The organism is Paraburkholderia sp. BR10954, from assembly GCF_040965775.1.
Lineage (GTDB): Bacteria > Pseudomonadota > Gammaproteobacteria > Burkholderiales > Burkholderiaceae > Paraburkholderia > Paraburkholderia youngii.
In genome coordinates, this window is sequence record NZ_JBFRCK010000008.1 from 88,015 (window position 1) to 112,933 (window position 24,919).

Genomic DNA, 24,919 nt, shown 5'->3' on the forward strand with positions numbered 1-24,919 from the left:
CCCAAAGCCTCAACCGAGGAGGTCATGCCTATGAACGGGAATATCGCCCAGTTGATCGGCCGGCGCATCGCCGTCACCGCGCTGACGCTGGTGATCGTCTCGATCATCATCTTCGTGATCACCAATCTGTTGCCCGGCGATGCCGCGCAGGCCGCACTCGGCCAGTCGGCGACGGCCGAAACGGTCGCGGCGCTGCGCCAGCAGTTCGGTCTCGACCAGCCGGCTTACCTGCGGTACTTTCATTGGCTCGTCGGTCTGCTGCACGCGAACTTCGGCGTGTCGCTATCGAATAATCTGCCGGTCTCCGAACTGATCGAAGGGCGCTTGCCGAAGTCGCTGACCCTCGCGGCGATCACCACCGCGGTGTCGGTGCCGATCGCGGTGTCGGCGGGCATTCTGGCGGCGGTCAAGCGCGACTCGCTGATCGACCGCATCGTGAGCCTCGGTACGCTGTCGCTGGTCGCCACGCCCGAGTTCCTGATCGCGACGCTCGCGGTGCTGGTGCTGGCCGTCAAGCTGCACTGGCTATCCGCGCTGTCGTACAGCGGCGACATTGAGAGCCTGCACGACTTTCTGCGCGCGTATGCAATGCCGGTCGTAACCCTCTGCGCAGTCGTGATTGCGCAGATGGCCCGCATGACCCGCGCCGCGGTGATCGAGCAGCTCAGTTCGTCGTACGTGGAAATGGCGATGCTGAAGGGCGCGAGCCCCGCGCGCGTGGTACTGCGCCACGCACTGCCGAATGCGATCGGCCCGATTGCCAACGCGATCGCGCTGAGCCTGTCTTATCTGCTTGGCGGCGTGATCGTCGTCGAGACCATCTTCAACTATCCGGGCCTCGCGAGCCTGATGGTCGACGCGGTGAGCAACCGCGACTTCCCGCTCGTGCAGGCCTGCACGCTGCTGTTCTGCCTCGGCTATCTGATGCTCGTGCTGCTAGCCGACCTGTGCGCCATCATCTCGAACCCGAGGCTGCGGACATGACGACTCTTCGACCTTCTTCCGATTCGTCTCACCAACTCGGCGCGCTCGAGCCGGTGCAGCGCAGCAGCATGCTGCCGCAGGGCGCGGAGCCACCAGGGTCATGGCGTGGCGGCGGCGCTCCCGCGCCGCGGCCGGTGCGCCGTCGCAGCGTCGCGCAACGCATGAATCTGTCGACCGGCGGCTGGATCGGTCTCGCGATGGTGAGTTGCGCTCTGTTCGTCGCGGCGTTCGCGCCGTGGATCGCGCCTCACGCGGTGGGCGCGATCGTCACGCCCGACGTCTTCGCTGGCTTCAGCGCGAAGCTGCCGCTTGGCTCCGACTACCTGGGCCGCGACATGCTGACCCGCATCATCTACGGCATGCGGCTGACGGTCGTGCTGGCGCTCGCCGCGGCGCTGCTCGCGGCGCTCACCGGGACGATGCTGGGCTTGCTCGCGGCCGTCGCCGGCCGCCATATCGACGAAACCATGAGCCGGCTGCTCGATGCGGTCACCTCGATTCCGTCGAAGATGTTCGCGCTGATGATCGTCGCCGCGTTCGGCTCGTCGCTGCCGTTGCTGATCGCGACAGCGGCCATCAGCTACATGCCGGGCTCGTACCGGATCGCCCGCTCGCTCGCGGTCAATATCGGCACGCTCGAATATGTGCAGGTCGCCCGGGCGCGCGGAGAAAGCGCGCTTTACATCGCATGCTTCGAGATGCTGCCGAACATGATCCACCCGATGCTCGCCGACACCGGGCTGCGTTTCACGTTCGTCGTGCTGCTGCTGAGCAGCCTGAGCTTTCTCGGCCTGGGCGTGCAGCCGCCGTATGCCGATCTCGGTTCGCTGGTGCGCGAGAACATCGCCGGTCTCGGTGAAGGCGTGCCCGTGGTGATCTTGCCCGCGATCGCAATCGCGGTGCTGACGGTCGGCGTGAACCTGCTGATCGACGGACTGCCGCATCGTGGGCGCCGCAAGAACATGCCCGATGCCGATGGAGGCCATTGATGAAGGGACACCTGTTCAGACGTGCTCACGCGGACTTTACGGCCGCCTCGCAGACCGCGTCGTTACCTTCGTCCAATCTGGTCGAAGTGCGGGGCCTGCGCGTGGTGGGAAGCCGCCCCGGCGAGCCTGATACTACGATCGTGCACGACATCGACTTCGAGATTGCGCGCGGCGAGGTGCTCGCCTTGATCGGCGAATCGGGTTCGGGCAAGACCACGATCGCGCTGTCGCTAATGGGCCATGCTCGCAGCGGCTGCCGCATCGCGGGCGGCTCGATCCGGGTCGGCGACACCGACGTGCTCGGACTCTCGCCGAAACAGCTCGAAGGATTGCGTGGCCGCAAAGTTGCGTATATCGCGCAAAGCGCGGCGGCTGCGTTCAACCCGGCGCGCTCGATCATGGACCAGGTGATCGAAAGCGCGCTGATTCACGGCACGCTCAGCAAGCGCGCCGCGCAGGCCAAAGCGGTCGAACTGTTCCGCGCGCTCGCGCTGCCGGACCCGCGGAAGATCGGCCAGCGTTACCCGCACCAGGTGTCGGGCGGCCAGTTGCAGCGGCTGATGGCGGCGATGGCGCTGACCACCGACCCCGCCCTCGTGATCCTCGACGAGCCGACCACGGCGCTCGACGTCACGACGCAGATCGACGTGCTGCAAGCGTTTCGCGGCGTGATCCGGCAATGCGGAATGACCGCCGTCTATGTGTCGCACGATCTGGCGGTGGTCGCGCAGATGGCCGATCGGATCGTCGTGCTCAGCAACGGTGAGATTCGCGAAACGGGCCGCACCGAGCAGATTCTGCATGCGCCGGCCCATCCATATACGCAGAGCCTGATTGCCGCGGTGACGCCAGTCGCTCCCGCTGCATCGACCGCGGCCGCGCTGGACGCGTCGCAATGCAACGCGGCGCCGCTGCTCGAACTGCGCGGGCTGACGGCCGGCTACGGCGGCACCGACGCGCACGGCTGGCCGCACAAGCTCATTCTGCGCGACGTCGACCTCGCGATCGGCCGTGGCCAGACGGTGGGCGTGATCGGCGAGTCGGGTTCGGGCAAGACGACGCTCGCGAAGGTGATCGCGGGGCTCGTGCCGATGGCGCGCGGCAAGCTGCTGCTCGATGGTGAGCCGCTTGCCGCCAACCTGAACCGTCGCAGCCGCGAACAGTTTCGCTGTATCCAGATCGTGTTCCAGAACGCCGACACCGCGCTCAACCCGACGCATACCGTCGAGCGCACGCTGGCGCGCCCGTTGCAGTTCTATCACGGTATGAGGGGCGAGGCGGCGCGGCGCCGCGTCGCCGAACTGCTTGGCCTGGTTCGCCTGCCAGCCGAACTGGCGCAGCGTCGCACCGGGGAGTTGTCGGGCGGGCAAAAACAGCGCGTGAATCTCGCGCGGGCGCTGGCCGCCGAACCCAAGCTGATCCTTTGCGACGAAGTCACCTCCGCGCTCGATACGGTGGTCGGCGCAGCCATTCTCGAACTGCTGCGCGATCTGCAGAAAAAGCTCGGCGTGTCGTATCTGTTCATCACGCACGACATCGCCAAGGTGCGCGCGATCAGCGACGACATCGTCGTGCTGTACGCGGGGCACCGCGTCGAGGCGGGTAACCGCGACGCGTTGTCGGCGCCGCCGTACCACCCGTATTCGCATCTGCTGGTGTCGTCCGCGCCGGAGCTTCGCGCCGGCTGGCTCGAAGAAGCGGGCGAGCGCTGTCATCAGACGCTGCCGCCGATCGGCGAGCCGGCCGATGAGCCGCAGCTATGCACGTTTCTCGCGCGCTGCCCGCTGCGCATCGATGGGGTCTGCAACCGCACGCCGCCGGCCGCGCGCACGCTCGCGAGCGGCGCTCAGGTGCTGTGCCATCGCAGCGAAGCGGAACTGGAGCAATACCAGAACGGACCGCCGGACGGCGCTACTGCGGCTGGTGGGCTCGCGCAGTCTGTCACGCTGCGCGTCTGATGGCGAACTCGCGCTACGCGATGACGGCATCGGCCTTGCCGAATTGGTGTCGTCCGAGCGGCGCGCATGATTTTGTGGCCCGAAGGAATACGACATGACTGGAGTCTTCGACTACACCGCCAGCGGCACGACCGTGGTGATGTCGCGTGCGATCAGGCGGGCCGTGGCCTTTATCGACAGCTCGTTCGCGCAGCAGGTCAGTCTTGCGACGCTCGCGGCGACGGCGGGCTTGAGTGTGTCGCGTTTTGCGACGCTGTTCCGCAAAGAAGTTGGAATCTCGCCGCATCGTTATGTGTGTTTGGTGCGGATCCAACACGCCAAGCGGCTATTGCGCGACGGCGTCCCGCCGTCTGAGGTGGCGACCGAGGTCGGGTTTTTCGATCAGAGTCACCTTGGCCGACATTTCCGGCGCGCGGTCGGCGTGACGCCCGGGCATTTCGTCGCTTCGCCGGAGGCGGTCAGCGCATTCCGATAAAGCGATCGCGCAACGGCAATGCTGTCGATCAATGGAATCGCGGGCGGTCTCGAACGCGCGCAACCTACGACGTCTCAAGGCAGAGCCGACGCAGATAGACCGGTTGAGCATCGGCGTCTCAGGGGCGCGAGAAATCTGCCGGCGTCAGGGCATTGTGATAACGGAAGGCTCGATGCGCGCTCAGCAAGGCGCTCTGTAGCGAATGCTAACGTGCAGCGCACTCCTGGTGCCTAGTGCGGCACCAGCAGACGTCCTGTCAGGCTGGGGGATAGCGGGAGTCGTCGATCACATCACAAGCGCATTCCAACAACCGCCAGAGTGTTCGCAATGCGGTTGCGGATATGCCGGCGCCCCGTCGCCATTCACCCAGCAACGGACTTTACACGTTGTTACCGTCGCGCAGCGGACGTTTGGGCGGCCTTTCCTTATACTGCCGCGCAACCGCCTTCCTCTTTATGCTCGCCGTGCCGGCGCGGCAGAAATGCCAACCATACCTTGATGCCCATGCTCTCTAACAAGTTCGCCCTGACCGCTGCGCTTGTCGTTGCAGCAAGTCTTTCGTTGTCGGCGTGCGTTGCCCCGGGCTACGCGCCGTACGGCTCGCAGCAAGGCTACCAGGCCCAGTATGCAGCGCCCGTGTATAGCCAGCCCGTCTACGCGCAACCGGGCACCGTGCAGCAACCCGCCTACGCGCCGCAGCCTGCGCCGCAACAGCCGTATGACACACAAAACGGCGGCCAGTACGGGTCGCAGTACAACTCGCAATACGGCAACCAATATGGCACGCAGTACGGCACGATCTCGAGCATCCGGCCCTTGAGTAGCGCCACGGGTACTTCGGGTATCGCGGGAACCGTCGTCGGCGCGCTGGTTGGCGGCGTTCTCGGTAATCAGATCGGGGGCGGGCACGGTCGCGACGCAGCGACCGTCATCGGCGCGCTCGGCGGAGCCTACGCGGGCAACCAGATCGGCCAGCAGATGGGTCGGCCCGCCGGCTACCAGATCGACGTGCAGCTGAGCGACGGCTCAACGCGCGCGTTCGACGTGCCGACGCCCGGCGACCTGCGTCCGGGCGAGCGCGTGCAGGTCAACGGCAGCCAGCTTTCCCGCTACTGATTACGGGGACTGTCGCTTGGCGTTACGACCCGCGGAGCCAGGCGAGAGACCACGCCAACGCGGGCGCTCTACGCCATAACTGGCCATCTTGTTGCGACAAAACCCGCTTTGCTGTTGCGCCGCTTAGCTGGCGTTGCGGGATTCCCCCGGATTACTGTCCGAGTGGTGCGTCACCAGCTCCAGCAGCGCATCAAGCTGAGGCGAGTGGTTGCCGGCACGCCATGCCATCAACAGTTCGATCTCAGGCACCGGTCCCACGAGCGGCCTCGTGCAGATCGCTGGATTCGTCAGCGATGCGGTATAGGCGGGCAGCAGTCCGTAACCGAGTCCCATGCCGATCAGGTTCAGGTTGAGCAGGATATTGGTCGCCACCTGAATGACCTTGGGTTGCAGCCCATGTTGTTTGAAGTAGCCGTCCACGACGTCATACACATCGCCCGAATAAAGCGGATGCGTGCTGATGAACGCTTCGCCGTCCAGCTGCGCCGGCTTGATCCGCTTGTATCGCGCAAGCGGATGAGCGACCGGCAGTACGACCAGAATAGGTTCTCGGAGCACGACTTCAGAGAGGATGTCGGGCGAGCGAATCGGCTTGCGCATGAAGGCGACGTCGATTTCGTTGTCGAGCAGCATCTGCTCCTGCTCGGACGTCGGAATGCTGCGCAGATCGACGTTCAGTTCGGGAAAGCGTAGCCGCAGCCGCGGCAGTATGCCCGGGAAAATCCGCACTTCGGCGGCCGGCACGAAGCCGATGGTGATAGTCGAGCTGCTTTTGCGCCCTATGTGACGCGCCCGCGTCACTGCGCGTTCGGCCTGCGCCAGCGTCAGACGCGCTTCGATCAGAAAGACTTTGCCGGCTTCGGTCAACTCCACCTTGCGGCGCGTGCGCTCGAACAGCGGCGTGCCGACCTGCTCTTCGAGATCGCGAATCTGCTGGCTCAGCGAGGGCTGAGCCGTGCGAAGCCGCTCGGCCGCACGTGTGAAGCTCAGCTCCTCCGCCACGGCGATGAAGTAGCGCAAGTGTCGAAGTTCCATGGCGAGGGGGCTCCCAGTTATCGTTAAAATGTCTTAAACCAAACAAACAAAATATTTTACAGCGTGACTGGCGCCGTCGATCATTTGCCCCATCCCCAAAAACCTCCATTGGAGGAGACGCCAAATGTCTCAGAAAGAGATCGACTTCGACGCGCTGGTCGATGCCCGCAATGGCCGCGTTGCATCCTCGATTTACTCGGACCCCGACCTGTACGAGCTTGAACTCGAACGCATCTTCGGCCGCTGCTGGCTGTTCCTCGCGCACGTCAGCCAGATTCCGAAAGCCGGCGATTACTTCAACACCTACATGGGCGAGGACCCGATCATCGTGGTCCGCCAGAAAGACGGCTCCGTCAAGGCATTCCTGAACCAGTGCCGGCATCGCTCGATGCGCGTGAGTTACGCCGATTGCGGTAATACCCGCTCGTTTACGTGTCCATATCACGGCTGGTCCTATGGGACCGACGGCGCGCTCGTCGACGTGCCGCTGGAGCAGCGCGCTTACCCGCATGGCCTGTGCAAGGAGAAGCTCGGCTTGCAGGAAGTGACGCGCGTCGCCGAATACAAGGGCCTCATATTCGGTAACTGGGACGCGAGCGCGCCCGACCTTGAGGAGTACATGGGCGATATCGCGTGGTATCTGGACGGCGTGCTAGACCGCCGTCCCGGCGGCACCGAAATCATCGGCGGCGTACATAAGTGGGTGATCGACTGCAACTGGAAGTTTCCGGCAGAACAGTTCGCGAGCGATCAGTATCACGCGCTCTATTCGCATGCGTCGGCCGTGCAGGTACTGGGCGCGAAGGCAGGCGTGGACGACAAGGCGCTCGGCGCGGGACAGACCGCGCGGCCGGTGTGGGAGACCGCGAAAGATGCGCTGCAATACGGCCAGGCCGGCCACGGCAGCGGCTTTTTCTTCACAGAGAATCCGGACGCGAACGTGTGGGTGGACGGCGTCGTGTCGCAATACTTTCGCGATACGTATTCCGAAGTCGAGGCGCGTCTCGGCAAGGTGCGTGCACTGCGGCTCGCCGGCCACAACAATATGTTCCCGACGATGTCGTGGTTGAACGGCACCGCCACGTTGCGCGTATGGCACCCACGCGGCCCGAACCAGGTCGAGGTGTGGGCCTTCTGCATTGCGGACAAGAATGCCTCCGACGAAGTCAAACAGGCATTCGAACGCAGCGCGACACGCGCATTCGGACCGGCGGGCTTTCTGGAGCAGGACGACTCGGAGAACTGGGTGGAGATCCAGAAAGTGCTGCGCGGCAAGCGCGCGCGGCAGACGAAGCTCGTCGTCGAAATGGGACTCGGCAACGAGAAAGTCCGCGAGGACGGCATTCCGGGCATGACCAACTACATCTTCTCGGAGACGGCCGCGCGCGGCATGTATCGCCGTTGGGCCGATCTGCTCGCCTGCGATAGCTGGGACGAAGTACTGGAGCGCACGCGCGCCTACGAACAGGAGGTGCTCGAACATGACTGAAACCACGCTGAACCGTCCGGCAACCGTGCCGCTGGCTTTGCATCACGAGATCGAACAGTTTCTCTATCACGAGGCCGAACTGCTCGATGACTGGCGCTTTCGCGACTGGCTCGCGCTGATGTCGCGGGACGTGCATTACTCGATGCGCACGACCGTCAATGCACAGACGCGCGATCGCCGCCGTAGCGTCCAGCCGCCGACCACCTGGATCTTCAACGATAACTATGCCCAGCTGGAACGCCGCATCGCGCGCCTCGAAACGGGCATGGCCTGGGCGGAAGAGCCGCCTTCGCGAACGCGCCACCTGGTGAGCAACGTCGTGGTGACGGCCACCCAGGCTCCCGGCGAATTCGATGTGCGGCTCAACTACCTGTTGTATCGCTCGCAGAAGGAGCGCGACGAATCGATCTACGCCGGCAAACGCTTCGACCGCGTGCGCCGCGCGGATACGTCCGCGGCCTGGCAGATTTGCCGCCGCGAGATCACGCTCGATCAGGCGACCCTGAACTCTCATAACCTCAGCGTACTTTTCTGAAGCGAATATCATGGCACGCATTCTTGTTTGTGAAGACACCGCCTTATCCGACGGCGAGGCTATCAAGGTGGACGCCCCCGGCGAGGCCGTCGCGGTGTTCCGTTCGAATGGCGAGGTCTATGCGCTCGCCGACCGTTGCAGTCACGGCAATGCTTCGATGTCTGACGGATACGTGGAAGACGACGGCACTGTCGAATGTCCACTACATGCGGCGCGCTTTTGCCTGAAGACGGGCGCGGCGCTGTGCCAGCCCGCGACCGAACCGCTCAGAACGTTTCCGATCGCTGTGGTCGAGGGGAAGATCTACGTCGACATGCCGGAGGTTGCATGAGCGCGGCGAAGATCGAGGGTAGCGGTTGGCTGCGCGACCAGGTCGCGCTGATTACAGGCGGCGGCTCGGGACTTGGGCTGGCGCTTGTCGAACGGTTTCTGGGTGAAGGTTGCCGGGTTGGCGTGCTGGAGCGGTCGGCGGAAAAAGTGGCCGCGCTTCACGAGCGCTTCGGCGAGCAGGTCGTGGCCGTGCAGGGCGACGTCCGCTCGCACCAGGACAATGCGCGCGCCGTCGCGGCCACGCTGGAGCGGTTCGGCTCACTCGACACGTTCATCGGCAACGCGGCGATCTGGGATCATGCGTCGGGCCTGCTCGATCTGAGCCCCGAACAACTGGACCACGGATTCGACGAACTGTTCGCGATCAACGTGAAGGGTTACCTGCTAGGCGCGAAGGCCTCGGCGCCCGCGTTGATCGCAAGCGAAGGCAGCATGATCTTCACGCTGTCGAATTCGTCGTTCTATCCGGGCGGCGGCGGCCCGCTCTACACCGCCAGCAAGCATGCGGCCGTCGGCCTGATCCGCGAGCTTGCTTACGAACTCGCACCGAAGGTGCGCGTCAACGGCGTCGGCCCGTGCGGGATGGCGAGCGATTTGCGCGGTCCGACCGCACTCGGCCAGGAGGACAAACGCATCATGGATTCGCGCTCTCCCGAGGCGATCGCTAGCATCCTGCCGCTGCAGTTCTTCCCCGAGCCCGCCGATTTCACCGGCCCTTACGTGATGCTGGCTTCGCGCGCGAACAACCGCGTACTGAGCGGCGTGATGATTAATGCTGATGCCGGTCTCGGCATTCGCGGCATTCGTCACGTCGCGGGTGGTCTTCATCTTTGATTCGCGAGAAGGGATTCATGAATCGTCCCGTTTATGTGATCGTCGGCGCAGGGCAGGCTGGCGCAAATGCAGCCGCCGAACTACGCCGGCAAGGTTTCGAGGGGCGTGTCTTGCTGGTGGGTGACGAAGCGCATCCGCCTTACGAGCGTCCGCCGCTTTCGAAAGATGTGCTGTTGCGTCCCGAGCAAACGCGCTGTGCCGTGCATGCGGATGATTTCTACGCCCAGCACGATATCGAATTGCAGATCGGCGTGGCTGTCAGCGCGCTCGATCGGCAAACGCGCAAGCTGACACTGGCGAACGGCACATCGATCGCATATGACAAGCTGCTGCTCGCGACCGGTGCGCAGGCGCGCCGGTTGCCGCTACTCGATGCTTTAGGCGAGAACGTGCATACGCTGCGCACACTCGACGACGCGCGCAAGCTCGCGAGCGAATTGCGCCCCGGCAGGCGCGTTCTGCTGGTCGGCGCGGGCGTGATCGGGCTCGAACTCGCGTCGAGTGCGGTCGATCTCCGCGCGCAAGTCACGGTGATCGAAGCTGCGCCATTGGCCATGGGGAGATGCGCGCCTGTGCCGCTCAGTCAGTTCCTGTGCGAGGTTCATCGCCGGCGAGGGGTGACGTTCCACTTTGGCGCGACGCTCGCGAACGCCACGCGCGCAAACGGCGAGATCGTTCTGAACCTTCAGGACGGCACGCGAATTGCCGGCGACGCAGTGATCTACGGTGTCGGCGCGCAACCCGACATTGCACTGGCGCGGTCCGCTGGGCTCGCGATCGATAACGGCATCGTGATCGATGCGGCGTGCCGTACTTCTGACGTGCATATCTACGCCGCGGGCGATGTCGCGAGCCGGCACGACGCGAGCAGCGGGACTTATCGACGCCACGAAACCTGGGACAACGCGCAAAAGCAGGGCATTGCGGCAGCGCGCGCCATGCTCGGCCTCGCGCCCGACGCGCAAACCGCGCCGTGGTTCTGGACCGACCAGTGCGGCCTGAACGTGCAGTTCGTCGGCGACATGTCCGCGCCGGACTGGATCGTGCGCGGGCAACTCAACGAGCCACCTTGCATGTTGTTCGGGCTTGACGAAGCGGGCGCGCTGGTTGGCGCGATCACCGTGAACTTCGGCCGTGAAATGCGCAGCGTGCGGCAGTTGGTGGAGCGTCGCGCGAAGCTGGCGCGCGAGGTACTCCTCGATCCAGGGCGGACGATGCGCGAGATCGCCAAAGAAGTTGTTTGAAGGGGATCTGTCGAAGTAGGTCTGCTACGCGCAAAGGCTCAAGACGAACAGTGTGATCGAAAAGGCAGCGATCGGTGATGATGAAGGTCCGATGGGAATTGCTCGACGAAAAAGCGGCCAACAGGCGCAAGCACGTCGTTTAACTCCGAAGGAAATCCTGACAAGCAGGCCAGCCATTTCCGACGGCATAATCGGCCAGCACCGATGGAAGTCGGATTTACGGTCGCCTACGATGTTTTCGACCGAGTTGCGGAGGCAATGGCGGAAACTCCGTGGTTGCATCGGCCGTTGGCATGACCACGCCGTGGCAGAGGGACTGGTGCGTCGCACCCGATTCGGAAAAAGGATGCGATGATGCGATCAATATTTGACGGGCCGGAGTGGGAGCCCGCAGCAAAGAAGACGATTGAATGATATGTCCGCATCCATACCACTGAGCGACGCGGACTGGGCCCGTATCGCCAATCTTTTCCGGTTCGACGAAGCAAGGCGGTATGGAAAGACACCCAGGCATCCGCGCGATATATTGAACGCGATACTATGGGTCTCGACACACCAAAAGGCATGGACCTATTTGCCGCCGGACATGCCACCTGCACGGACCTGCTACATAAAGTGCCTGCAATGGCGACGCGATGGGACCTTGAGACAGGTGGAAGCCCTCCTCGGACTGCACATCGATTTCCGCTAACGCTTGCCAATTCATATCTTTCTCTGCTTATACTCATAGTCGCCTGAACGGCTCACGCCGAGGTCCCACGCTGCACGCCTACAAGAAACCACGACATCGGTCGACAATACGGCACGCGATCCACGTTCTGGAACCGCAGTTCTTACATATCGGGTGGGACCTCTTATGCGAAATCGTGCTTTTGGTGCTGCAATTTCATCGTTGCTGCTGGCAGGCGCAGCAGCTTCACCGGCCATCGCGCATGCCGACGACGGCTTCGCGCAGGACGACGGCGCATCGCATGGCCGTCCGGTCAAGGTGATGATCATTTCGATGTTCGGTCCGGAAGGCCAGGTGTGGCTCGATCATCTGGGACCGTGGCAGGACATCCCCGTCGCGGGCCTGCCTCCTGACTATCCCGCAGTGCACTGCAATCGCCGGGAGGTGTGCGTGATGACGACGGGCATGGGGCACGCGAATGCCGCCGCGTCGATCATGGCGCTGACGTTCTCGCCTCGTTTCGACTTGCGTCATACGTACTTCATGGTGGCAGGCATCGCGGGTATCGATCCGCTGCAGGGCACCGTCGGTTCCGCTGCATGGGCCAACTGGCTCGTCGACTTTGGGATTCAATGGGAGATCGACGGGCGCGAAATTCCGCCGGGCTGGAACACCGGCTATCTCGGCATCAACACGACGGGCCCGACGCAGAAGCCGCCGCTCGACTATCGCAGCGAAGTGTTCCAGCTCAATCCGGCGCTTTCGAACGCGGCATTCGCGCTGTCGCGCAACGTGACGCTCACCGATGACGCACAGGCGCAGGCTGCCCGCGCCAAATACACCTATGCGCCCGCGAACCGTCCGCCAACAGTGATCCAATGCGACACGCTGGCGGGCGACACCTGGTGGTCGGGCACCGATCTCGGCGAGCGCGCGCGGCAATGGACGAAAATCCTGACCGACGGCAAGGGCACCTATTGCACGACGCAGCAGGAAGACAACGCCACTTTCGAGGCGTTGACGCGCGCGGCGACCGCGCATCGTGTTGACCTGGACCGTGTAGCGGTGCTGCGCGCCGGCTCGGACTTCGACCGGCCTTACGCGGGCCAGTCGAGCGCGGACAATCTGCTCAACTACGCGTCACAGGGCGGCTTCACGATCGCGATCAACAATCTGTTCCTGACGGGCAATTCGCTCGTGCAGGACATCGTCTCGCATTGGAGCGAGTGGCGCGACGGCGTACCGCGGCGGTAGCGGGTTGGCGGCTTGGTGAAGCACAGCGCGTGTCGGTCAGCACAGCGGTTCTGTCTGTGGTTGTCGTGGGCGGCCGAGTAGAGACGGTGGCCACGACAACGCAACCGCAGCGTCGTGTCGATGCGCGTGCCGCGCCTGATGAACAGCGTGACCGGCGTCTTTTCGCAGATATCGGCAAGGCGGGCGCGTTGCGCCTCTTCAAGCGGTCCGTCGACGGCAACGTCGTGGCGGATGTTCTGGGTGCCGTCGTGGTCCGCATTGCGTCGGCCATCCCGGAACTCGCATATCAAGGTGGACAGACGGATTCCGAGCTTTAATCACGTGGCGCTTAATTGCCGCTAATAAAACCATGTCATCTGAAAACGTCGGGTGTACGTTTGTCTCTACACGCCACTGTGTCCGTTCAGATAACAGAGCGAGAAGCGATTGCTGATCCTTTGGCAATTGCGCGCAAGGCAGCGTAGTCCAGAATTGATATCTGATGACGGCCCCGTTTTGCGAGCACGCCGCGTCGCGTAAGTGACGCAAGAACTCGGGAGACTGTCTCGCGGCTCACATTTGCCATTGCTCCAAGCGATGCGTGACTCGGAAGTTCAATTGTCTGCTGCTCACTGCTAGCTGCGCCGATGAGTGTCGAAACAATCCAGGCGGACACCCTCGCGGTAGCGCCCAGAACACCTTGGTCCGTTTGGCGCTTCGCCAGGTCCCGAACCAATTGAGCCAGACATCCATTCAATGCGCTCGCAACCCCTGGCTCGCGAAAAATCCGACGCGCGTCGGAACGACTGATCAGAGCGACGCTGCTGTCACGGGTGGCGACAATATTGCCAGGCAACGGCATGTCATTGATGGCCGACACAGCGCCGACCATTTCGCCGGCACTGGCCGTACCAATGGGGATCTCATGTCCGTCTTCCGATAATGCAGTCACTCGCAGGTGGCCGGCTAACAGCATAACTAAAGGCGAATCAGTATCGCCCTGAAAACATACATAATCACCCGCTTTGAATTCGCTAATGCGCGCCACCTGCCTTGCAAGGCTGAGTACTTGCTCATCAGATGTTTTGAATAGCGTTTGTTCCCTGAGTCTTTCCATCGCTGCCTTGCAGTACCAGTAAATCTCTTGCAGAAAGAGGCATTTTAGGTGCGACGTTTAAGCATTGTTAAATCCTTTTTTCGATTGGACGAAATTGAATGAAAAGTTTCGGGGAAAAACTGGTGCGCAAACGTTGTACTCGAATTCTCAGAAAAAAATCCCGTCGTTTTTGTGCAACAAACTTTGCTTCCACGGGCGCTCCGCCGTCGTCGACGACGATCGCGGAGTCGAGGTTAGCCTGGAAAAGTTCAATGCCACGGTAGCGGGCGCTTCCGACATGAGCGACAAGGCACGCAGACTCGCGGCTGAACTTCCGGGAATCGAGGCGCTTTACCGCTCCGTAGCCCTGGAAATCAACGGGCTGGCGGTGAGTAGTCAGCACGACGCGGCGATAGCGGCAATTGACACGCGCTGGTAGATCAGGCCTGACGCCAGCGACGCGCCGGCGGCTCAGTAGGAACGTGTAAGCGAAGTCGCATAGCCGTCATCGCGCACAGGGCTGGACCTTCGTGTCAACGCCGACTGAATTCTGACCCGCCGGCATGCCATGTCCATACATCATCATGGTGCCGAGATCCACTTGTGCGCGTGGACTTCCCGCAATGGCGAGACTCCGCGATTCCGCGGCTGCATCAGCGGTTCGGTTTTCAGAGAGCGCGTGGTCGGCGGCCTCAATGTCAGCGTGCGCAAGCCCTGCGCGAAGCGAAAAGGAGAGCGCGACCATGGCGGTGCGGTAGCCGCAGAAGCGGCGGACAGGAGGTATATGCATGGCGTGGGATGGTTAATACGACATGAAGCGAGCCAAATTTTTCACGGTCACTTGAAATGGCGAGGATTAACCGAAGAATGGTCTGCTTGCCCGCTTGTTTCGCCCATACCGAACCGGCGCCTTAGCGCGGTTTGGGTCCTTGGAAAGAACTGTTGGTCCACGTGTCAGTGTGAAGCCGCTGGTGCACGCACGAGCGAACGCATAGGACGGTGTCCTCGCGGTCGAAGTGGCGGCCACTGAACAAACGATGTTGTCTATGCAACGTGACGGCGAACCATTCCTCGTCCATTACCAAACTTGGCGCGTCCCGCATTCCAGGAAGCAGAGGTGTCGCGGAAGCAAAGATGTTCCGGAAGCGCCAACTTCAGGGTTCACCGATGCGCCACCATTTCTAACCCACGACCCGTGCCATGGCGCACTGAGGTCATCAATGGCTCTGCGGATCCATCTGTCAGCGCGATCGGTGCGCCTGATCGCCGACTGGGGGCATACCCCAGGTAAGACTGGCTTTTTTGGAATTCAGCTTGCATCGACATTTTTTTTCAGCATCCTGTCTAGACAAGATGCGATGCGAAGGGAGTCGCACGCTCATTCCAGAGTTTCCGCAATCACAGGAGAGTCGAGATGCACGCGAAGTACAGCAGGTTGGCGAAGGGATTGATCGGCGCTGCAGTCGGTGCCGCCGTGCTCTGCGGCGGTGCCGCGCAAGCAAAGGAATGGAAGACGGTGACGATCGCGCTCGAAGGGGGCTACGCGCCCTGGAACCTGACGCTACCGGGCGGCAAGCTGGGCGGTTTCGAGCCTGAGCTGGTCGCGAACCTGTGCGCTCGCGCGCAGCTGCAGTGCAATCTCGTGGCGCAGGACTGGGACGGCATGATTCCGGGCCTTCAGGCCGGCAAGTTCGATGTGCTGATGGACGCGATCTCGATCACGCCCGAACGCGAGAAGATCATTGCATTCTCGAAGCCCTATGCGGCGACGCCCGCGACCTTCGCTGTGACCGACACGAAGATCGTGCCGAAGACGGCCGCCAGCGCCCCCCCGCTGAAGCTCGATAATGACGCGCGCTCCCAAGTCCCCGCTGTGGACGCGCTGCGCACCGCGTTCAAGGGCAAGACGATCGGCATCCAGTCAGGCACGGTCTATACACGCTTCATCAACGAGAACTTCAAGGATGTCGCGTCGATCCGCGTGTACAAGACTTCGCCGGAGCGCGATCTCGATCTGGCCAACGGCCGCATCGACGCCTCGTTTGACGACGTGACCTACTACGCCGCCAATGCCGACAAGAAGGAAGCGTCCTCCACGGTGACGGTCGGCCCGAAGATCGGCGGCCCGATCTGGGGGCCGGGCGAAGGGCTCGCTTTCCGCAAGCAGGACGCCGACCTCAAGGCGAAGTTCGACACGGCGATTGCTGCCGCGCTCGCCGACGGCACGGTAAAAAAGCTCTCGCAGAAGTGGTTCAAGACCGACGTGACGCCCTGAGCGGGGCCTACAGACTGGCCGCGCGCCGCGCAGCACCTGGTTGAGGGCGCGCGGCCCCGTTCGCATGCTTGCGTGGGGTAGGAAAATGTCTCTGTTCGAAATGCTTGGATTTGGTCCCGATGGCTGGGCCGGCGTGCTGTTGCTCGGTGCGCTCATGACTGTTGTCCTGACGCTCGCTGCGCTGGCGATCGGTGCCGTATTCGGCGCGCTCATCGCCGCCGCGAAGCTCTCGCGCTATCGCACGGCGCGCGTGATCGGTGACTGCTACACCACCGTCTTTCGCGGCGTGCCTGAGTTGCTCGTCATCTATCTGTTCTACTTCGGCGGCTCGACGCTGGTTTCGTCGATCGGCCAGTGGTTCGGCGCGGACGGCTTCATCGGCGTGCCGCCTTTTGCAATCGGTGCGTTCGCGGTAGGCATGATTTCCGGCGCTTACCAGGCCGAGGTGTATCGCGCCGCGGTATTGGCCGTCTCGCGCGGCGAACTGGAAGCGGCGCGGGCGATGGGCATGCCTACGCTCACCATGGCGCGCCGCATCCTGATTCCCCAGGTACTGCGATTCGCACTCCCTGGCATCGGAAACGTCTGGCAACTGAGCCTCAAGGATTCCGCACTGATTTCCGTCACCGGACTGGCCGAACTGCTGCGCGCAAGCCAGGTGGCCGCCGGTTCCACACACCAGTACTTCCTCTTCTTCGTGGTGGGCGGGGCTCTCTATCTCGTGATGACGGGCATGTCGAACCGCGTTTTCGGCCGCGCGGAAGCGATCGTCGCACGGTCCTTCAAGCGCAATTTCGCACGTAACTGACACGACGGCGCCCCATCATGCATATCGATTTCGGCTTCCTTCTCGACACGATGCGCCAGTTGATCGCGGCTGTCCCGATCACGCTGGGCCTGTTCTTCGCGTCGCTGGTGCTGGGCGGCCTTCTCTCGCTCGTGATCGTGACGATGCGCGTGTCGCCGCACTGGTTGCCCAACCGTTTCGCGCGTGCCTACATTCTGGTGTTTCGCGGCTCGCCGCTGCTGATCCAGATGTTTCTCGTGTACTACGGACTCGGCCAGTTCGGTGTGATCCGCGAGAGTTTCCTGTGGCCGGTGCTGCGCGAGCCATACATCTGCGCCGTGCTGTCACTGGCACTGTGCACGGCGGGCTACACCGCCGAAATCATCCGCGGCGGGCTGATGGCCGTGCCGGGGGGGCAGATCGAGGCGGGCTATGCGATCGGTCTGTCGGGCTTCGCGCTGCTGCGCCGGGTGATCGGGCCGATCGCGCTGCGCCAGTGCCTGCCCGCCTATTCGACCGAGGCCGTATTGCTCGTGAAGTCGACGGCGCTGGCGAGCCTCGTCACCGTGTGGGAAGTGACCGGCGTCGCGCAGCAGATCATCCAGCAGACTTACCGCACGACCGAGGTCTTCACCTGCGCCGCGCTGATTTACCTGCTCCTGAATTTCGTCGTTGTGCGGATCCTCGGACTCCTCGAACGCCGCCTCTCGCACCATCTGCGCCCCGCGCCGTCGGTCGTCCGCCGCCCCGCAGCGAAACTCGAAACCCATCGCGCAGCCTCGTGAGCGGCCGCCCCATCCGGAGAAACTTATGAATGCAGCTGCACCGGTCGCCCTTTCCGTGAGAAACATCCACAAGTCCTTCGGTGACCATCATGTCCTCAAGGGCATTTCGCTCGACGCCCACGAAGGCGACGTGATTTCCATTCTCGGCGCGAGCGGCTCGGGCAAGAGCACCTTCCTGCGCTGCCTGAACCTGCTCGAGATTCCGGACGATGGCTCGGTTGCGCTCGGCGGCGAGGAGCTCAAAATGAAGCGCCGCCGCGACGGCAAGCTGCACCCGGACGACCGCCGCCAGGTGGACCGCGTGCGTTCGCAGCTCGGTATGGTGTTCCAGAACTTCAACCTGTGGTCTCACATGACCGTGATCGAGAACCTGATCGAAGGTCCGATGCGGGTGCAAAAGCGCAGCCGCGCGGAGGCCGTCGAGGAGGCCGAGGCGCTGCTCGCCAAGGTGGGGCTCGCGGACAAGCGCGGCCACTACCCGGCCCACCTCTCGGGCGGCCAGCAGCAGCGCGTGGCGATCGCACGGGCGCTCGCCATGCATCCGAAGGTAATGCTGTTCGACGAGCCCACCTCGGCGCTCGACCCGGAACTGGTCGGCGAAGTGCTGCGCGTGATGCGCGCGCTGGCCGACGAAGGTCGCACGATGCTCGTGGTGACACACGAAATGGGATTCGCCAGGCACGTCTCCAATCGCGTGATGTTTCTGCATCAGGGCCAGGTGGACTCGGACGGCACGCCCGAGGAGGTCTTCGGCGATCTGAAATCGCAGCGTTTCCGCCAGTTCGTGTCGAGCCATGAAGACCGCAACACCCAATAATCCACCGGCAGGCCGCGTTATGTCAGTTACCCGTTCCGAGCAACCTCTCGACTGGCGCGGCGTTTGCGCAGTCGCAGCGGGCGCCACGCTCGAGCTTTCCGCGTACGCGCGTGCACGGATCCGTGCCGCTCGCGAACTCATCGATCAGATCGTTGCGCGCGGTATTCGCGCTTATGGCGTGAATACGGGCGTGGGCGCGCTGTGCGATGTGGTGGTGTCGCCAGCCGAGCAGCACGATCTGTCGCACAACATCCTGATGAGCCACGCGGTGGGCGTTGGTGCGCCGCTCGGCGCCGAGGAGACGCGCGCGATCATGGCGGCCGCCATCAACAACTACGCGCATGGACACTCGGGTGTGCGTATTGAAGTCGTCGAGCGTCTGCTCGCGCTGCTCGAAGCGGACTGCCTGCCCGAGGTGCCCGCCTTTGGCTCCGTCGGCTACCTGAGCCACATGGCGCACATCGCGCTGGTCTGCGTGGGTGCGGGGCACGTGAAGTGGCGCGGCGAACGCATGAGCGGCGCCGAGGCGCTGCGGCGGCTCGGGCTCGAACCACTGTCGCTCGCAGCGAAAGAGGGTTTGAGCCTCGTGAACGGCACGCCCTGCGTGACCGGCCTCGCGGCACTTGCACTCCGGCGCGCGCAGCGGCTGCTAGACTGGGCCGATGTGGTGTCCGCGATGAGCTTCGAAAATCTTGGCGGACAGATGGCTGCCTTCGACGCGGGATCGCTGGCGTTTCGCGTATCGCCCGGGCTTGCCCAGGTGGGCGCGCGCATGCGGGCGGCGCTTGCCGGTAGCGGCTTGTTGGGGGCGTCGATCGGACGTCGCACGCAGGATCCGCTCAGCATGCGCACGATTCCGCACGTTCACGGCGCGGCGCGCGACGTACTGGCCGCCACGGCGGAAGTGGTGAATCGCGAGCTGGCCTCGACGACCGACAATCCGATCGTCGCGGGTACACCGCAAGAGCCTCAGGTGTATTCGCAGGCGCATGCAGTGGGCGCTTCGATCGCGCTCGCCATGGACAGTCTCGCCGCCGCGCTGGCTCAGGTCGCCGCGATGGCCGAACGCCGTCTCGACCGGCTCGTGAATCCACTGGTGAGCGGCTTGCCCGCCTTCCTGGCGCAAGCAAGCGGCACGCGCTCGGGCTTCATGATTGCGCAGTACACGGCAGCCTCGCTGGTTGCCCAGAACCGGCGCGAGGCCGCGCCGGCAAGCCTCGATGGTGGCGTGACCTCGGGGCTGCAGGAGGATCATCTCTGCCACGCGACGCCGGCTGCGCTCAAGGCGCTCGCGGTGCTCGAAAACAGCAGCCGCATCCTCGGCATCGAGCTGCTCGCGGCGGTGCAGGCGTACGACCTGCAGCCGGTCAAGGCCGAGCGCGCGCCATACACCGAGGGGCTGCACGCACAAATTCGCGCCATTGTGCCGACCTATCGCGATGACCGCCCGCTTGCCGACGATATGACGCTGGCCTTCCGCATGATCGCCGATCGCGATCCGCCGCCGGTGCCCGACCCGTTGCCCGCGAGGTCGGCGCCTGTCCTGTGGACGGCCGCGGCGATGGAGCCCGCGGCGCGCAATACCGCGCAGCCCGCCAACGACGCCATGCCTGGCGCAGTGGGCAGTTGAGGCACTCGAGTGGACGCGAGCGAGGTGTTGCACAGCGCCAGCAAGAAATAGATCGTGTTGGGAAAATGACGCGCATGAACTCTACCGTGCAGGCAGTGGAAGAAACAGGACGGACGCAGCGCAAGCTTGCGCCCGCATATGAGCAGATCAAGCGCTACGTGATAGAGCGCATCGCGAACGGCATGTGGAAGCCGGGGGACGCGATTCCTTCGGAGACCATGCTCGTCAAGGAATTCGGGGTGGCTCGCATGACGGTCTCCCGCGCCTTGCGCGAATTGACCACCGAGCGCGTCCTGACGCGCGTGCAGGGCTTGGGCACCTTTGTGGCGCCGCGCGAGTATGAGTCCACAGTGCTCGAAATCCGCAATATCGCCGATGAGATTGCCTCGCGAGGCCATCGACACGCCGCGCGCGTGATCAGGCTCGAGACGAGCAACCTGCAGACGGCGATCAGCGAACTCGATCTCGCCAGCGGTCCGGTGTTCCACTCCACCATCGTGCATCTGGAGGAGGGGGAGCCGATCCAGTATGAAGACCGCTACGTCAATCCAAAGGTGTTCCCGCACTATCTGGAGCGGGATTTCTCGTTGGAAACGCCCAATCGTTACATGGTGCGGCTGGCACCGATCCAGCGCGCGGAATTCCGCATCTATGCGCACAAGCCCGACGCGCAGATCCGCCGGCAACTAGAGATGGACATTGGTGAGCCCTGCCTCATGGTGTGGCGGCGCACATGGGTCGGTGAGGCGGTCGCGACAGCGGTCAGGCTATGGCATCCCGCGTCACGCTTTCATTTGGCTGGACATGTATGAAGCGAGTGGGCTCGTGGACCCCCAAGTGCTTGTTGATCCGGAAGGGGAAGTACACGAGCGCCATTCGCGTTGAGGGACCACTGGCTAGCGTAGCTGGTCGGCGAGCGCGACTGGTCAATCGTCGTGGGCAAGACCAGTGACGACTTGCCAGAGACAATGGCGTCGCGGTCTCACATCGCGGCGAATGTACCCTCGAAAAGGTGAGCCCTGCCGGTGAGAGACCCGGTTCAAGCAGTAGCTGATGCGCGGCCACGTCTTCCAGTTTCCCACACAGTCGCCATGAATAAGTCGTTCATAGAACGGACTCATCCTGGTGCAAAACTCGTTGCTCTGCAAACATGAGCGCCATTGCCTCTTTCTGCCCGTTGCAGGCTGGTGTCGGCGAACCTCAGCGATCTCGCGGTCGAAGTGATCTCGCCAAGTGGCACCCGTAGCGTGCTGCAGAACGCCTACAACGGCTTCGAGAACACCGGCGCAGCTGTTACCAACTGGCTTCTCGCGTCAAATGCTTTCAATGGCGGGAGTGCATCGGGCACATGGATCTTGCGCTTCGTCGATGTCGATACTCGCGGTGGTGCACCAATGGGAGTGGCAGCGGTGGCTCTCAATGTGCTCGGTCATTGACGGACTGGAGCTTCGCAGAGTGTGAGCGCGTTTCGATTCGGGATGTTGGCGGTTGCGATCCTGCTATGCGCAATGCTCGCGCATGCGCAAGGTACAGCACTCAGACAGGGTGTCGGGGCCTCCGCAGCGCAGGCGCAGCTGCGGAGTCGCAACGCGCCCGTGATCGGCAGTACCAGCGTGTGGCCTGTGCCAAATGCGGCGCCGCTTGACCAGGACTCGACCAAACCCTCACGAAACCGAGACCCTCGAAATGCGCACCGATCTCGCTAAGAGGCGGGAGTCGATGTCTGGAATACGACTATTAAAACCCTTCAGAGTGGTTCGTTGTTTTTTTGAAAGGAGAACATTCCGGCGCATCTTCGTGTTGGATCAATCGCAGCAAAGGGCCGATGGCCTGGTTTAGCAGAGGCTGGCGGTGGCGTACCCAAATCTGCATCGGCTCCGGCCGGCAGCCAATGCGCGCTTTAGGTGCGAGCGCTGTCCTGCCGAAAGAGACACGTCGGCAACGGAAATCAATTGCCTGCGTCAGTGACGCATGCAGCAGGCGCAGATATAGCGGCACACCATTCGCGGCTGTTTCGCGATCGAAGCCGATGTGCCAGACGACCGCCGTCTCAGCATCCTTGAGCGTAACAACGAAGCCGTAAATTTGGCTTCCCTTGACTGCGACGTGGAACGCGATGGATGCAGCGGCAGCTAGCGCTAACGCCGACCAGTATTCCTGTTCCAACATAAACGGGCGCAATTTGGCATTAGTGTGAGTCTGCAGATAGAGATCTTGCAAACGTGCAGAAAACGGCGTCACCTGGTCAAGACGCTCGATCCGGAATCCAGCCGCCTCGAATGGCTTGTAGATCTGGGACTTGACGGCATTGCGATACTTGGAAGCGAGACTCGCAAGATAGTCATCGTGGGTATGAACACCTTCAGGTAGCGTCAGCACCATGTTCGGCTCGGTTTCGACGGCGGAATAGCTGAGTTCCCCGAGGCAGGCACTGGGCATCTTGTCGGCCTCCAGAATGTCCTTGACCAAAATCACGTTGGTCTGGCCATCCAGCTTTTCGCTTCGACGGGTACGATACAGTGCCTCCGCCACGGCGGGCCATAGGTCCGCAGGGGTGCTGCCGGGCGCGAAACAAACACCGTGCTGCCCGTAGCTGAGCAGGTTGCCACAGATAAGCACGCGCTCTTTGAATGGAACCTTGAGTTTGTGGTTGCGTTGTTCGCCTAGGTGGTCGAGGCTCACCTGGACGATTTGCATGCAGACAGTGGCGCGCGGTCCGTCGTCATCCGAGATCAAGGCGTAGCGCGGCTGTAGATTGGCTGGACCTGCCGCTTCAATCATTTGCAGGTATTCCGGGGAAAAATAAAAGCTCTGCCCAGCAGTTACCGAGCGCCAATCCTCCACATTGAGCTGGCGGAGGCGATGAGCAATGGCGATTTGAAACCCGCTAGCGCGACGCAGTTTCTTGCGTAGTTGCAGGCGGGTGTTCAGTCGTGGTGGAAGTAGTTTCATCGCGAACGGGCCGAGGACCAGCGGCAAACTCAAAACGACTGCACATCCTGCTTTCTTATCTTAGGCGAAGCCTCGTCGACATTGTTGCCGCCGGTGTTAGTGGCTGGAGAACAGGACGTCCGCAATGATGCCAGTCGCGATAGCGGCGAGCACGTAATCCCCGTTCACCCCGACCCAGTGATAACCGTGCGGCGGCGGTCGGAGGCCGTGGCCGCGCCAGTCGTCGACGACGTAGTTGTGATTGCGGTATTCGGACGGAAGTCGATCGCCCTGACGCCAGTCGGCGTGCGGCATCGGGCCGCCCGGCCGCCCGCGATAGGCCTCCTGCGGCATGGGGCCATGACCGTGAACGGGCGGCGGACGCATGTCGTGTTGTTTGGGACCGTGCGCCGACCAGTCACTGTGATGCTGATTGTCGTGAGGCTGGGCGAAAGCGGGGATCGACGCACCGAGTAGGGCTGCAATCATGAGTTGCGCGAGCAATTTTGATTTCATGGCTGCCTCGAGAGGAGAATTGATCGATATGAAACAGTGGCGTTTGACGGCGATGATGTTTCCCTCGCCGTTCAGCGGAGATGGTCAGTGCGCAGGCTCTCTGCGCACTTCCATGGACGGTCGGACGAAGAGCCGTCCGACAGTCAGCCGGTTAGTGACCGAAGTAGACGGAACCCGGGCCGGTGCGGGCTGCTTCGCTCGTGTAGGCATGGCCGCCCGCTGCGGACGAACCGCTTATGACGCCACCCACTCCGGACGTGTCCCCGTGTTGCGCAGCAAGCTTGGCTTCAGCAGCCTGGATGTCCGCTGGATATTCGCGCGGGTTCGCACGGGCTGGGTTGTAGCCCGCTGCTTCTATTTCGACCAGTTGCTCACGGACTTCAGCGCGGGTTAGTGGATGGTTTGCTGCCGCGTTCGCTGCGGCGAAAACCGTAATCGGAGCAGCGAAGGCGATGGCAGCGACAAAGGCGGCGAGTTTAACGAGGGGCTTCATGGTTACTACCTCCTTGGTTGTTGGTTGGACGTTACAAGCTTCTGCCTGTTTTCAACCGTCAAGAGAAGTGTAAGGAAATAGTAAACGAGGGTAAACACCTACTTTGCAAGAAACTATTGCATTCAGCGTAATAAACATAGGCTATTACGGCACAACAGCAGATATATAGGATAAATTAGATGGCAATCCACATGCGGGCAGGGACGAGGAGGGGCTGTCGTAGTGCGCGCTCGCGAAGCCACTAGCCTTCGCACGACCTTGGAACTGCGGATCAGTTCGTGGCGGCTTATGGATTCACAGTCTTCCAAACTGAGAGACTATGAGGTGTCCCCGCAGGAGCGTGGGCGCGATCTCGTCATCGCAGGCGTTGCCGTGATCCATTCAGTGTTCTTGCTCTTTGCCGGCGGTCTGAAATTCATCTTGCTTTCAGCCGTCCCGTATGCGCTTGCGACCGCGCTCTACGTCTGGGCTGACCGCGATCAGGGCAAGCCAGTATTCATCACGTCGGACTGGATCATTTTCGTCGTTGTCGTGATCGGTGCGGCCATTGGCATCTATGGTCTCGCGACAGGAGGGATCATGATCTGGCGGTCCTGGGCGGATAAGGGCTCCGATATCTCCTTGCGCCGTTGCCGAACACGCAGTACAGGCGCGACTCGACTTGCTGGATGTCCGGCTGAGTCACACTGAGCCGTTG

General features: G+C 62.6%; 26 protein-coding genes and 1 pseudogene. 21 read left to right on the forward strand and 6 right to left on the reverse strand.

The window, feature by feature from the left end; genetic code table 11:
* Window positions 1-30: 30 nt before the first annotated feature.
* From AB4Y34_RS14400 to AB4Y34_RS14420, 5 genes are all read left to right on the forward strand, one after another.
* The gene (locus AB4Y34_RS14400) at window positions 31-984 is read left to right on the forward strand and encodes an ABC transporter permease (RefSeq protein WP_176110762.1); all 954 of its coding nucleotides are present in this window, start codon (window positions 31-33) and stop codon (window positions 982-984) included.
* Window positions 981-1,973, forward strand: a complete 993-nt coding sequence (locus tag AB4Y34_RS14405; RefSeq protein WP_368716386.1) for an ABC transporter permease — start codon at window positions 981-983, stop codon at window positions 1,971-1,973. The genes AB4Y34_RS14400 and AB4Y34_RS14405 overlap by 4 nt, the downstream gene beginning before the upstream one ends.
* Window positions 1,973-3,931, forward strand: coding sequence for an ABC transporter ATP-binding protein (locus tag AB4Y34_RS14410; protein WP_368716387.1), 1,959 nt, complete (start codon window positions 1,973-1,975; stop codon window positions 3,929-3,931). The genes AB4Y34_RS14405 and AB4Y34_RS14410 overlap by 1 nt, the downstream gene beginning before the upstream one ends.
* A gap of 94 nt (window positions 3,932-4,025) precedes the next feature.
* A complete protein-coding gene (locus AB4Y34_RS14415) occupies window positions 4,026-4,406 on the forward strand; it encodes a helix-turn-helix transcriptional regulator (RefSeq protein ID WP_368716388.1) in 381 nt (126 codons plus the stop codon).
* Window positions 4,407-4,901: 495 nt separating this feature from the next.
* The gene (locus AB4Y34_RS14420) at window positions 4,902-5,522 is read left to right on the forward strand and encodes a glycine zipper 2TM domain-containing protein (RefSeq protein WP_176381873.1); all 621 of its coding nucleotides are present in this window, start codon (window positions 4,902-4,904) and stop codon (window positions 5,520-5,522) included.
* A gap of 123 nt (window positions 5,523-5,645) precedes the next feature.
* On the opposite strand, the gene hcaR is transcribed toward AB4Y34_RS14420, so the two are convergent.
* Entirely contained in the window at window positions 5,646-6,557 is a 912-nt protein-coding gene (gene hcaR, locus AB4Y34_RS14425; RefSeq protein ID WP_368716389.1) for a DNA-binding transcriptional regulator HcaR, read from the reverse strand.
* 124 nt (window positions 6,558-6,681) lie between these two features.
* Between hcaR and hcaE the strand changes: the two genes are divergently transcribed.
* The 7 genes from hcaE (at window position 6,682) to AB4Y34_RS14460 (ending at window position 12,913) form a co-directional block, all read left to right on the forward strand.
* The gene (gene hcaE, locus AB4Y34_RS14430; RefSeq protein WP_368716390.1) at window positions 6,682-8,046 is read left to right on the forward strand and encodes a 3-phenylpropionate/cinnamic acid dioxygenase subunit alpha; all 1,365 of its coding nucleotides are present in this window, start codon (window positions 6,682-6,684) and stop codon (window positions 8,044-8,046) included.
* Window positions 8,039-8,581, forward strand: a complete 543-nt coding sequence (hcaF, locus tag AB4Y34_RS14435; protein ID WP_368716391.1) for a 3-phenylpropionate/cinnamic acid dioxygenase subunit beta — start codon at window positions 8,039-8,041, stop codon at window positions 8,579-8,581. The genes hcaE and hcaF overlap by 8 nt, the downstream gene beginning before the upstream one ends.
* 10 nt (window positions 8,582-8,591) lie before the next feature.
* Complete coding sequence (hcaC, locus tag AB4Y34_RS14440) at window positions 8,592-8,912, forward strand: 3-phenylpropionate/cinnamic acid dioxygenase ferredoxin subunit (RefSeq protein WP_176110767.1); 321 nt, start codon at window positions 8,592-8,594, stop codon at window positions 8,910-8,912.
* Window positions 8,909-9,745 (forward strand): 3-phenylpropionate-dihydrodiol/cinnamic acid-dihydrodiol dehydrogenase, encoded by an 837-nt coding sequence (gene hcaB, locus AB4Y34_RS14445; protein WP_368716392.1) that lies wholly within the window; start codon window positions 8,909-8,911, stop codon window positions 9,743-9,745. The genes hcaC and hcaB overlap by 4 nt, the downstream gene beginning before the upstream one ends.
* A 17-nt stretch (window positions 9,746-9,762) precedes the next feature.
* Window positions 9,763-10,989, forward strand: a complete 1,227-nt coding sequence (gene hcaD / locus AB4Y34_RS14450; protein WP_368716393.1) for a 3-phenylpropionate/cinnamic acid dioxygenase ferredoxin--NAD(+) reductase subunit — start codon at window positions 9,763-9,765, stop codon at window positions 10,987-10,989.
* 415 nt (window positions 10,990-11,404) lie between these two features.
* Window positions 11,405-11,680, forward strand: a complete 276-nt coding sequence (locus AB4Y34_RS14455) for a transposase (RefSeq protein ID WP_176381888.1) — start codon at window positions 11,405-11,407, stop codon at window positions 11,678-11,680.
* Between the two features lie 165 nt (window positions 11,681-11,845).
* Complete coding sequence (locus AB4Y34_RS14460; protein ID WP_368716394.1) at window positions 11,846-12,913, forward strand: purine nucleoside permease; 1,068 nt, start codon at window positions 11,846-11,848, stop codon at window positions 12,911-12,913.
* 107 nt (window positions 12,914-13,020) lie between these two features.
* On the opposite strand, the pseudogene AB4Y34_RS14465 reads toward AB4Y34_RS14460, so the two are convergent.
* Together AB4Y34_RS14465 and AB4Y34_RS14470 are read right to left on the reverse strand one after the other, a co-directional pair.
* Window positions 13,021-13,173 (reverse strand): annotated as a pseudogene (locus tag AB4Y34_RS14465) (OsmC family peroxiredoxin); the annotation flags it as partial.
* A gap of 143 nt (window positions 13,174-13,316) precedes the next feature.
* Complete coding sequence (locus AB4Y34_RS14470; protein ID WP_368716395.1) at window positions 13,317-14,009, reverse strand: Crp/Fnr family transcriptional regulator; 693 nt, start codon at window positions 14,007-14,009, stop codon at window positions 13,317-13,319.
* A 94-nt stretch (window positions 14,010-14,103) separates the two neighbouring features.
* On the opposite strand from AB4Y34_RS14470, the gene AB4Y34_RS14475 reads away from it, so the two are divergent.
* The 8 genes from AB4Y34_RS14475 (at window position 14,104) to AB4Y34_RS14510 (ending at window position 21,718) form a co-directional block, all read left to right on the forward strand.
* Entirely contained in the window at window positions 14,104-14,427 is a 324-nt protein-coding gene (locus AB4Y34_RS14475; RefSeq protein WP_368716396.1) for a hypothetical protein, read from the forward strand.
* A 975-nt stretch (window positions 14,428-15,402) separates the two neighbouring features.
* Window positions 15,403-16,263, forward strand: coding sequence for a transporter substrate-binding domain-containing protein (locus AB4Y34_RS14480; RefSeq protein WP_368716397.1), 861 nt, complete (start codon window positions 15,403-15,405; stop codon window positions 16,261-16,263).
* Between the two features lie 85 nt (window positions 16,264-16,348).
* The gene (locus tag AB4Y34_RS14485) at window positions 16,349-17,071 is read left to right on the forward strand and encodes an ABC transporter permease (RefSeq protein ID WP_176381898.1); all 723 of its coding nucleotides are present in this window, start codon (window positions 16,349-16,351) and stop codon (window positions 17,069-17,071) included.
* A 17-nt stretch (window positions 17,072-17,088) separates the two neighbouring features.
* Entirely contained in the window at window positions 17,089-17,835 is a 747-nt protein-coding gene (locus tag AB4Y34_RS14490) for an ABC transporter permease (RefSeq protein WP_368716398.1), read from the forward strand.
* Window positions 17,836-17,860: 25 nt separating this feature from the next.
* Window positions 17,861-18,652, forward strand: coding sequence for an ABC transporter ATP-binding protein (locus AB4Y34_RS14495; protein WP_018437499.1), 792 nt, complete (start codon window positions 17,861-17,863; stop codon window positions 18,650-18,652).
* Window positions 18,653-18,671: 19 nt separating this feature from the next.
* A complete protein-coding gene (gene hutH / locus AB4Y34_RS14500) occupies window positions 18,672-20,282 on the forward strand; it encodes a histidine ammonia-lyase (RefSeq protein WP_368716399.1) in 1,611 nt (536 codons plus the stop codon).
* 74 nt (window positions 20,283-20,356) lie between these two features.
* Window positions 20,357-21,094: a histidine utilization repressor gene (gene hutC / locus AB4Y34_RS14505; protein WP_255208921.1), complete on the forward strand. Its 738-nt coding sequence runs from the start codon at window positions 20,357-20,359 to the stop codon at window positions 21,092-21,094.
* Between the two features lie 348 nt (window positions 21,095-21,442).
* The gene (locus AB4Y34_RS14510) at window positions 21,443-21,718 is read left to right on the forward strand and encodes a proprotein convertase P-domain-containing protein (RefSeq protein ID WP_368716400.1); all 276 of its coding nucleotides are present in this window, start codon (window positions 21,443-21,445) and stop codon (window positions 21,716-21,718) included.
* 301 nt (window positions 21,719-22,019) lie between these two features.
* Here the strand turns inward: AB4Y34_RS14510 and AB4Y34_RS14515 are convergent, their stop codons facing one another.
* The 3 genes from AB4Y34_RS14515 to AB4Y34_RS14525 all read right to left on the reverse strand — a co-directional run bounded on the left by AB4Y34_RS14515 (window position 22,020) and on the right by AB4Y34_RS14525 (window position 24,222).
* Complete coding sequence (locus AB4Y34_RS14515; RefSeq protein WP_368716401.1) at window positions 22,020-23,267, reverse strand: GNAT family N-acetyltransferase; 1,248 nt, start codon at window positions 23,265-23,267, stop codon at window positions 22,020-22,022.
* A 63-nt stretch (window positions 23,268-23,330) separates the two neighbouring features.
* Complete coding sequence (locus AB4Y34_RS14520) at window positions 23,331-23,729, reverse strand: RcnB family protein (RefSeq protein WP_176110790.1); 399 nt, start codon at window positions 23,727-23,729, stop codon at window positions 23,331-23,333.
* 151 nt (window positions 23,730-23,880) lie between these two features.
* A complete protein-coding gene (locus AB4Y34_RS14525) occupies window positions 23,881-24,222 on the reverse strand; it encodes a DUF4148 domain-containing protein (protein WP_176381911.1) in 342 nt (113 codons plus the stop codon).
* A gap of 288 nt (window positions 24,223-24,510) precedes the next feature.
* Here AB4Y34_RS14525 and AB4Y34_RS14530 point away from each other — a divergent pair, with 288 nt between their 5' ends.
* Window positions 24,511-24,912 carry a hypothetical protein gene (locus AB4Y34_RS14530; protein ID WP_368716402.1) on the forward strand — a complete coding sequence of 134 codons (402 nt, stop codon included), beginning with the start codon at window positions 24,511-24,513 and terminating at the stop codon, window positions 24,910-24,912.
* Window positions 24,913-24,919: the final 7 nt, after the last annotated feature.

Coding starts and splice junctions, on each gene's coding strand:
- AB4Y34_RS14400 (WP_176110762.1), top strand. CDS start 31: ATGAACGGGAATATCGCCCAGTTGATCGGCCGGCGCATCGCCGTCACC.
- AB4Y34_RS14405 (WP_368716386.1), top strand. CDS start 981: ATGACGACTCTTCGACCTTCTTCCGATTCGTCTCACCAACTCGGCGCG.
- AB4Y34_RS14410 (WP_368716387.1), top strand. CDS start 1,973: ATGAAGGGACACCTGTTCAGACGTGCTCACGCGGACTTTACGGCCGCC.
- AB4Y34_RS14415 (WP_368716388.1), top strand. CDS start 4,026: ATGACTGGAGTCTTCGACTACACCGCCAGCGGCACGACCGTGGTGATG.
- hcaR (WP_368716389.1), bottom strand. CDS start 6,557: ATGGAACTTCGACACTTGCGCTACTTCATCGCCGTGGCGGAGGAGCTG.
- hcaE (WP_368716390.1), top strand. CDS start 6,682: ATGTCTCAGAAAGAGATCGACTTCGACGCGCTGGTCGATGCCCGCAAT.
- hcaF (WP_368716391.1), top strand. CDS start 8,039: ATGACTGAAACCACGCTGAACCGTCCGGCAACCGTGCCGCTGGCTTTG.
- hcaC (WP_176110767.1), top strand. CDS start 8,592: ATGGCACGCATTCTTGTTTGTGAAGACACCGCCTTATCCGACGGCGAG.
- hcaB (WP_368716392.1), top strand. CDS start 8,909: ATGAGCGCGGCGAAGATCGAGGGTAGCGGTTGGCTGCGCGACCAGGTC.
- hcaD (WP_368716393.1), top strand. CDS start 9,763: ATGAATCGTCCCGTTTATGTGATCGTCGGCGCAGGGCAGGCTGGCGCA.
- AB4Y34_RS14455 (WP_176381888.1), top strand. CDS start 11,405: ATGTCCGCATCCATACCACTGAGCGACGCGGACTGGGCCCGTATCGCC.
- AB4Y34_RS14460 (WP_368716394.1), top strand. CDS start 11,846: ATGCGAAATCGTGCTTTTGGTGCTGCAATTTCATCGTTGCTGCTGGCA.
- AB4Y34_RS14470 (WP_368716395.1), bottom strand. CDS start 14,009: ATGGAAAGACTCAGGGAACAAACGCTATTCAAAACATCTGATGAGCAA.
- AB4Y34_RS14480 (WP_368716397.1), top strand. CDS start 15,403: ATGCACGCGAAGTACAGCAGGTTGGCGAAGGGATTGATCGGCGCTGCA.
- AB4Y34_RS14485 (WP_176381898.1), top strand. CDS start 16,349: ATGTCTCTGTTCGAAATGCTTGGATTTGGTCCCGATGGCTGGGCCGGC.
- AB4Y34_RS14490 (WP_368716398.1), top strand. CDS start 17,089: ATGCATATCGATTTCGGCTTCCTTCTCGACACGATGCGCCAGTTGATC.
- AB4Y34_RS14495 (WP_018437499.1), top strand. CDS start 17,861: ATGAATGCAGCTGCACCGGTCGCCCTTTCCGTGAGAAACATCCACAAG.
- hutH (WP_368716399.1), top strand. CDS start 18,672: ATGTCAGTTACCCGTTCCGAGCAACCTCTCGACTGGCGCGGCGTTTGC.
- hutC (WP_255208921.1), top strand. CDS start 20,357: ATGAACTCTACCGTGCAGGCAGTGGAAGAAACAGGACGGACGCAGCGC.
- AB4Y34_RS14520 (WP_176110790.1), bottom strand. CDS start 23,729: ATGAAATCAAAATTGCTCGCGCAACTCATGATTGCAGCCCTACTCGGT.
- AB4Y34_RS14525 (WP_176381911.1), bottom strand. CDS start 24,222: ATGAAGCCCCTCGTTAAACTCGCCGCCTTTGTCGCTGCCATCGCCTTC.
- AB4Y34_RS14530 (WP_368716402.1), top strand. CDS start 24,511: ATGGATTCACAGTCTTCCAAACTGAGAGACTATGAGGTGTCCCCGCAG.